Origin of the sequence: Siminovitchia jepli (assembly GCF_047228825.1) — a bacterium.
Lineage (GTDB): Bacteria > Bacillota > Bacilli > Bacillales > Bacillaceae_C > Siminovitchia.
Map to the genome: position 1 here is coordinate 22,647 of NZ_JBFEGN010000048.1, position 7,912 is coordinate 30,558.

Annotated in this window: 6 protein-coding genes; all 6 read right to left on the reverse strand. The window is 45.3% G+C overall.

The genetic code is table 11. The features are described from left to right. Nucleotides 1-161 precede the first annotated feature (161 nt). The 6 genes from mfd to glmU all read right to left on the reverse strand — a co-directional run bounded on the left by mfd (nt 162) and on the right by glmU (nt 7,769). The gene (gene mfd / locus AB1L08_RS14775) at nt 162-3,686 is read right to left on the reverse strand and encodes a transcription-repair coupling factor (RefSeq protein ID WP_413065434.1); all 3,525 of its coding nucleotides are present in this window, start codon (nt 3,684-3,686) and stop codon (nt 162-164) included. A 56-nt stretch (nt 3,687-3,742) separates the two neighbouring features. Next, nucleotides 3,743-3,973, reverse strand: a complete 231-nt coding sequence (gene fin, locus AB1L08_RS14780; protein ID WP_413065435.1) for an anti-sigma-F factor Fin — start codon at nt 3,971-3,973, stop codon at nt 3,743-3,745. 62 nt (nt 3,974-4,035) lie between these two features. Further along, nucleotides 4,036-4,602, reverse strand: a complete 567-nt coding sequence (gene pth / locus AB1L08_RS14785) for an aminoacyl-tRNA hydrolase (protein WP_413065436.1) — start codon at nt 4,600-4,602, stop codon at nt 4,036-4,038. A gap of 90 nt (nt 4,603-4,692) precedes the next feature. Beyond that, nucleotides 4,693-5,319, reverse strand: a complete 627-nt coding sequence (locus AB1L08_RS14790) for a 50S ribosomal protein L25/general stress protein Ctc (RefSeq protein WP_413065437.1) — start codon at nt 5,317-5,319, stop codon at nt 4,693-4,695. Nucleotides 5,320-5,420: 101 nt separating this feature from the next. Next, nucleotides 5,421-6,383 (reverse strand): ribose-phosphate diphosphokinase, encoded by a 963-nt coding sequence (locus AB1L08_RS14795; protein WP_413065438.1) that lies wholly within the window; start codon nt 6,381-6,383, stop codon nt 5,421-5,423. Between the two features lie 12 nt (nt 6,384-6,395). Next, nucleotides 6,396-7,769: a bifunctional UDP-N-acetylglucosamine diphosphorylase/glucosamine-1-phosphate N-acetyltransferase GlmU gene (glmU, locus tag AB1L08_RS14800; RefSeq protein ID WP_413065439.1), complete on the reverse strand. Its 1,374-nt coding sequence runs from the start codon at nt 7,767-7,769 to the stop codon at nt 6,396-6,398. Nucleotides 7,770-7,912 lie beyond the last annotated feature (143 nt).

A 7,912-nucleotide genomic window follows, 5' to 3' on the forward strand; every position in this document is an offset into this window, starting at 1 on the left:
TAAATGAGTAAATGCGGTTTTACATAGGTTCCCACAAAACAATTTTTCAATTCATTTCCATATGTGATTGAAAATAGTATCTTTCAAATGAAAGGTTTTATGCAAAAAATGTGCATTTTTTGGATCAAATTTCATATCCATCATCCTTTGGAGAGGCTATTTCATCGGGGCTGGGGAACTTTTTTCGCTTCCGCCAGTTCCTTAACCATTTCAAGGGCGGCGGCAAACCATTCTTCCGTTTCCATCCGGGCCGTTTGGATCGTGATTTTAAGGCGGGGTCCTTCCATGCCGAGACCAATATTTCTTCCATATTTGGTCGTTACCTGGAGAACGCGCCTGCCATCCACTTCACCTGTTCCTTCTTCCGAAAAGTAAATGGCCACTTCCGTTTTGGACTGTTTAATGGATTCCAGTTTGATTTTCCGGGCATACACTTTCAATTCAGCAACTTTATACAGAAATTCCACCTGATTGGGGTATTCACCGAAGCGGTCAATCATTTCCTCGCGCAGCTCTTCAAGTTCTTCCATTGTCTCAATGTTTCTAAACCGCTTATACATTTCTATTTTTTGCTGCCCATCGGCAATATACTTATCCGGGATATAAGCATCCAATTCAAGTTCCACTTCAAATGGAGGCGGAGTATTCTCTGTTAATGTGCCTTTTCGCTCTTCAATTGCTTCTTTCAGCATTTGCGAGTACAGGTCAAAGCCGACGGAATCAATAAAGCCATGCTGCTGGGCCCCGAGCAGATTTCCCGCACCCCGGATGGACAAGTCTCTCATGGCGATTTTAAAGCCCGATCCAAGCTCGGTAAACTCCTTAATGGCCTGCAGTCTTTTTTCCGCCGCTTCTGTAAGTACCTTGTCTTTTCGATAAGTAAAGTATGCATACGCCACCCGGTTTGATCGGCCGACACGTCCCCTCAACTGATAAAGCTGGGACAGGCCCATCCGATCGGCATCGTGAACAATCAATGTATTTACACTCGGGATATCGACCCCTGTCTCTATGATGGTCGTCGTCACAAGCACATCAAATTCACCGTCAAGAAAACTCAATATGACAGCTTCAAGTTCCGTTTCCGCCATTTGGCCATGTGCGTAGGCAACGCGTGCATCCGGAACAAGCAGGGAAATTTCCTCCGTTTTTCTTTCAATATCTTCAACCCGATTATAAAGATAATAAACTTGTCCGCCGCGTGCCAGCTCCCGTTCAATCGCTTCTTTGACAAAAACGCCATTATACTCCATTACATACGTTTGGACCGGAAAACGGTTTTCCGGCGGCGTTTCAATGACGGACAAATCGCGAACCCCAAGCATCGACATATGCAATGTCCGGGGAATGGGGGTCGCGGTTAACGTCAATACATCCACATTTGTTTTTAGCTTTTTTATTTTTTCTTTATGTGTTACGCCAAAGCGCTGCTCCTCATCCACGATCAGAAGGCCCAGGTCGGCAAATTGTACATCTTTGGATAATAGCCTGTGGGTGCCGATGACAAGGTCAACCGTACCATTCTTTAATCCTTTCACCGTTTCGGAAAGCTGCTTTTTTGTACGGAAACGGCTCATGATGCCAATATTGATCGGATAGCCATTAAATCGTTCCTTAATCGTCTCATAGTGCTGCTGGGCCAAAATGGTTGTGGGAACGAGGAAAGCTACCTGTTTGCCGTCCATAATGGCTTTAAATGCAGCCCGGATGGCCACCTCTGTTTTTCCGTAGCCGACATCCCCGCACAACAGGCGGTCCATCGGGCGTTCCCGCTCCATGTCGCGTTTAATTTCAGCAATCGAACGAAGCTGGTCTTCCGTCTCCTGATAAGGAAAAGACATCTCAAACTCCCGCTGCATATCGCTGTCGGGAGAAAATGCATACCCTTTCGCCGCTTCACGCTCGGCGTACAATTTGATTAGATCGTCCGCTATATCCTTAACGGATGATTCTACTTTTTTCTTGACCCTCTTCCAATCACTGCCGCCCAGCTTGTACATTTTTGGTTCTTTGCCTTCAGCTGAAACGTATTTTTGCACCAAGTCGATTTGGTCGACCGGAACGTACAGGTTGTCATTGCCTTTGTAAGTGATGTGCAAATAATCTTTATGCACCCCGTTGATCAACAATGTTTCGATCCCCACGTACTTGCCGATCCCGTGATTTACATGTACGACATAATCACCAGGGTTCAGCTCTGAATAGCTCTTGATCCGTTCGGCGTTGGAAAGCTTTTGCCTGCGCCGGGCTTTTCGTGTCTTTTTATTGAATATTTCCTGTTCTGTCACCACAGCAAGTTTCAGGGCAGGAAGTTCAAAGCCCGTATTCAGCGTCCCTTCGATGATCTGAATGCCGGAAAAGCTTTCTGGATTACCCGCGACTTGGGCTTCGACTCCATAATCCTGCAATACCGACTCCAATTTTACGCTGCGTTCCCGGTCCGGTGCCAAAAACAGTACATTCATGTTGTTTTTTCTCCAACGTTCCACTTCGGAAACAAGCAAGTGCATCTGTCCATGAAAGTTTTGCATGAGCTTGCACGAAACATTTGCAATGTTTTGAGGATTTGTATTTGGAATATGCTTTAAAAACAATGACAAATAAACACGCGGAAGATCTGTTTCCGCAAGCAATTTATTCAACGAATGGGCGATGGCAATGTCATGGGGAATCTCCCCGTGTTCAAGAAGGGCCGTAAACCATTCAGTCTCTTCATGTTCGAGACGTTCGTTCATTTCCTGGATTCGGCTTAATTCATCAAAAACAATCAGGCCATTATAAGAAACATAGTCTAATAAACTTGCTCCTGGTTCATAGGCAAGTTGGAGGTATTTAAAAAATTGTTCAGGCTTTTGGCCGTTTCGCAGCAATTCAATGTCGGCCTTCACATGTTGAACAAGCAATTCCTTTACGGCATCCTTTTTTAATTTTTCCAATGATCGGGATAAGCTCTCTTCCAGACGGTCTGCAGCTTGAAACAGATGCTTGGGTTCGACAGGTGACTCGGTTGCAGGACCGATCGTTACTCCAGTCAATTTTTCTTTTGAACGCTGGTCATCGACCGAAAAAGTCCGAATGGAATCTATTTCTATATCAAACAATTCGATGCGAATCGGATCAGCTTCCGTCAAAGGATAAATGTCCAATATTCCTCCGCGCAGGCTGAATTCCCCGGGAGCGCTTACCATTTCAGTCCGGTTATACCCCATTTGGACCAACCGTTCCAAAATGTCCTCCAGGTTTAATTCAGATCCTTCTTTAAAATGCATCTGCCAGTTTTTCCATAAACTTGGCGGAGGGAGCACTTTTTTCAACCCTGCCATTGGAACGACAAAAACACCCTGTTGTCCAGACACCATATAATTCAGCGCCTCGATCCGTTGAGCCCTCAGCTCCGGGCTGGCTACGCCCAGCTCGGAAGCAATCAGCTCATTTGCAGGGTAAAGAAATAACCGATCTTCATCTATTAATTGGGAAAGATCCTCGTAAAGCTTTTGCGCCTGCAGCAAATTATGGGTGACAATGATGACGGACTTGTTTGCATGTTCCGCTATCGCTGCCGTAAAAAGTGATCTTACCGAGCCCGATAAACCCGCAACAAGCTGTTCACGCAAGCCTTCCCTTATTCCAGTAACGACAGATTGCAGCTCGCTCTGCTGTAATATTATATCTCGTAGACCATGCATGTCTTTCTCCTCTTTTCAAGAAATGGGGGCAAAATCAGCCACCCTCATTGTACGATCTAATGGATCAGATAATCATATTGGTGCAGGTCGGGGTTGCGGGACAGCGCCTCATGGCAGTCCTCGCAAATGGCTTTAATATGAATATCTCCATCCGGTTTATATATCACCATTTCTTGTCTTTCTTCTTCCGTTAATTTATGCAATCCCAATTGATCGGAATGAACTGAAACATCTTCTATTGTACCTAATTTCGCCGAACAGTGACGACAAAAATAAGAAATAGGCATAAAATTCTCTCCTCGGCTTTGTAAATGTACTTTATAGTATAAACGCCGAGGCCTGTACTTATTCATCCATTGGAGTTAAAACAGTTCATGACTTCCGGAAATGGCTTTTTCAGCCATTCTTCGCAGGCATCTGCACACGTTTGAATCACGGATTGCATCACAGCCCATTCCTCTTCCGGGAATTTCCCCAGTACATAATCAGGAACGGACATCCCTTCCGGCGGGCGGTCAATTCCGACCCGAATACGGTTAAATTCGGTCGTTCCAAGATGTTGAATCGTTGATTTCATCCCGTTATGTCCACCTGCAGAACCTTTTTGGCGAAGTCTGATTTTTCCAACAGGCAAATCCAGGTCATCATATATAACCAGGAGATTTTCTGCCGGAATCCGATAGTAATCCATCATGGGCCTGATACATTCACCTGAAAGGTTCATATAGGTGAGCGGCTTTACCAATAAGGTTTTTTCGCCATCTTGATGTATCGTCGCGTACAAGCCGTTAAATTTGGATGAGTGTAAGCTGGCGCCAAATCTTTTCGCCAGTTCATCTATCACTTCAAACCCGATATTGTGTCTCGTTTTTTCATACCGCAAACCAGGGTTTCCCAAACCGACCATTAATTTCACTGCCCCACCCCCAATCGCTCTTTTCCCAAACCTGTTGAACAAGCGGGGAAAAAGCGCAACCGTGTTGGCTGCGCCCTTTTGAATCCATTTTTATTCTTGTGTGCCGGTTGTATCTTCCGTTTCAGGAGACGCGGCAGTTTCTCCTGCTTCTTCCGCATTTTCTTCTTCAGTTCTAGGTGCCAATATTGTTGCAATCGGTTCGGCATCTTCATGATTGATGGTAATGGAGTAATTTCCGCGAATTTCGCCGACAGAAATCGTTTCTCCGACACCGAGATGGGAAATATCGACCTGGATTACTTCCGGAATTTCATCCGGTTTTGCCGTAACGGCCATCTCGTGCATAATTTGCTGGAGAACGCCTCCGTCCCTGACGCCTTCTGCATCTTCCGACAATTCTACGCGGACGCTCGCTTCAATCTCCTGTGACATATCAACGGCCAAAAAGTCGGCATGGACCACTTCTTTCCTGATTGGATCCTCTTGATATTCATGCAGGATCACATTGAGTTTTTTACCTTCCAACTCAAGATTGATCACCCCGTTCCGGCCAACTTCGCGCATCGTTCTCATGAAATCGCCCATATCGATTACGATCGGCGTATTCTCAATCCTATAACCATACACGACAGCCGGAATGCCTCCCTGCTCACGCAGCTCCCTGAGCCGGGAACGGCGTTTGCTTGACCTTTCTTTTGCCTTCAATACGTTAACCATATGCACCTTCCCCTGCAAAAAGTAATAATGAAAAGTTCACTATCCTTATCTATACCTTATCATACAAAGTCTTAAACCTCTATTTTTGTATTTTTTTACGATCAATCAAACAATGTGCTGACAGACTTGTTTTCATGAACGCGGACAATGGCTTCAGCAATCAAAGGTGCAACGGACAGCTCCTTGATTTTGTCGATTTTCTTTTCTACCGGAAGGGGAATCGTGTTGGTCACAACGAGTTCTTTCAGACTGGAATTTTGAATCCTCTCAATCGCCGGCCCGGATAAAACCGGATGTGTACAGCAAGCGTAAACTTCCTTGGCGCCTGCTTCCACCAATGCATTGACTGCCAATGTAATCGTCCCGGCGGTATCAATGATGTCGTCAATCAAAATCGCGGTTTTTCCTTCTACATTACCGACAATATTCATGACTTCCGCCACGTTGGGACGGGGGCGGCGTTTATCGATAATGGCGATCGGCGCTTTCAGGCGGTCAGCCAATCTTCTTGCCCGCGTTACGCCTCCATGATCCGGGGAAACGATAACGAGTCCGTCGTCCACCAAATTATGTTTGCTTTTAAAATAATCGGCCAAAATCGGAACACCCATTAAGTGGTCGATTGGAATATCGAAAAAGCCTTGAATTTGCGGGGCGTGAAGGTCAAGAGTAATTACCCTGGTGGCACCGGCCGTTTCGATCAAGTTTGCGACAAGTTTTGCCGTGATCGGCTCACGGGCCCGCGCTTTGCGGTCTTGGCGGGCATACCCGTAATAAGGCATGACAAGGTTGATGGTTTTGGCCGAAGCACGCTTTAATGCATCTGTCATGATCAGCAATTCCATCAAATGTTTGTTCACCGGATCGTTTGTGGACTGGATGACGTATACATCGCAGCCGCGGATACTTTCTTCAATATTGATTGAGATTTCTCCGTCACTGAATTGGCTGACAGTACATTTGCCAAGCTCTACCCCGATTGCTTTGGCGATTTCCTCGGAAAGAATGCGGTTTGCGTTTAACGAAAAAATTTTTAAAGTCGAGTCAAGATATTCATTAGACATGAGGAGCCTCCATTAATTTGTCGAATTTAATTTTTTGGCATAATTTTCTTTATTCACTTGCCGGGCCCGCGCAATCGCCAAAGCATCCTTTGGAACATCATCCGTAATGGTTGAACCCGCAGCAATATACGAGCCCTTTTGAATCGTTACCGGAGCTACTAGATTGGAATTGCAGCCAACAAACACACTGTCTTCAATCTTCGTCAAATGTTTGTTTTGGCCGTCATAATTAACCGTAATGGATCCACAGCCAATGTTGACATCCTTTCCGATGTCGGCATCCCCGATATAACTCAAGTGCGATGCTTTGCTGCCTTTTCCGAATTTTGATTTTTTAATCTCCACAAAATTGCCTATTTTTGCCTCATCATCAATGGTCGTTTCGGGCCGGATATGTGCAAATGGACCAATTTTTACGTTCGCGCCGATCACACTGTCGTAAACAGCAGATTGGCATATCTTTGTATTGTGAGATATTTCACAATTGCTAATTTCGGTATTCGGACCGATCTCGCAGCCTTCCCCTATCATTGTCTTTCCAGAAATGCATGATCCAGGGAAAATAACCGTATCTTGGCCGATCATCACGTCTTGATCAATATAAGTATTGGCCGGATCAATCAATGTAACTCCGTTTCGCATATGTCCCTCGTTAATGCGTTTCCTCATGATCCGCTCTGCTTCTGAAAGAGCCACACGGTCATTTACTCCAAGGGTTTCCTCGAAATCATCCGTTTGGAAAGCGGTGACCAGTTCATTTTTCGCCGTTAATATCGCAATGACGTCCGGAAGATAATATTCACCTTGGGTATTTTCATTGGTCACATTTTCAAGCGCCTCAAACAAAGTTTCATTGTCGAAGCAGTATGTCCCGGCATTAATCTCATGAATGCAAAGCTCTTCTTCATTCGCGTCTTTATGTTCGATAATCCGTTCGACCGCGCCGTCCGAATTGCGGATAATCCGCCCGTAGCCGTTTGGATTTTCTGCAATAGCCGTTAAAATGGTTGCTTTGGCGCCTGTTTCTTCATGCTGCTTAATCAACGCCGACATCGTCTCGGATGTAATAAGCGGAGTATCCCCGCAAATGACGAGGGTTGTCCCTTTTTGATCTCCCAAGGCTTCTTTGGCCTGCATAACTGCATGGGCTGTGCCAAGCTGCTCTTCCTGAATGACGAAACTGCTTTTTCCACCCAAATGCTGCCTGACGATTTCCGCTCCGAATCCTACTACTGTGACAATCTCGTTAACCTGAAGCTTGGATATATTGTCGACAACATGTTCAACCATTGGTTTTCCACAAACTGGATGGAGTACCTTATAAAGATTGGATTTCATCCTTGTTCCTTGCCCCGCAGCCAATATTACCGCGAATCTATTTGACATAAACGGTCCTCCAATTATTTTTTTCCATAATGAATATAGCGTAAAAAGAGGTTTTTTTCAAGAAAATAAGAAAAACCGGGCAAAAAGCGGCCCGGTCCTTTTTTGTTTAGAGGATATCCGATAATTTGTACTCCATGCCATGG

Bases quoted from the DNA above. Each gene is read 5' to 3' on its own strand.
- mfd (WP_413065434.1), bottom strand. From the start codon at position 3,686: ATGCATGGTCTACGAGATATAATATTACAGCAGAGCGAGCTGCAATCT.
- fin (WP_413065435.1), bottom strand. From the start codon at position 3,973: ATGCCTATTTCTTATTTTTGTCGTCACTGTTCGGCGAAATTAGGTACA.
- AB1L08_RS14790 (WP_413065437.1), bottom strand. From the start codon at position 5,319: ATGGTTAACGTATTGAAGGCAAAAGAAAGGTCAAGCAAACGCCGTTCC.
- AB1L08_RS14795 (WP_413065438.1), bottom strand. From the start codon at position 6,383: ATGTCTAATGAATATCTTGACTCGACTTTAAAAATTTTTTCGTTAAAC.
- glmU (WP_413065439.1), bottom strand. From the start codon at position 7,769: ATGTCAAATAGATTCGCGGTAATATTGGCTGCGGGGCAAGGAACAAGG.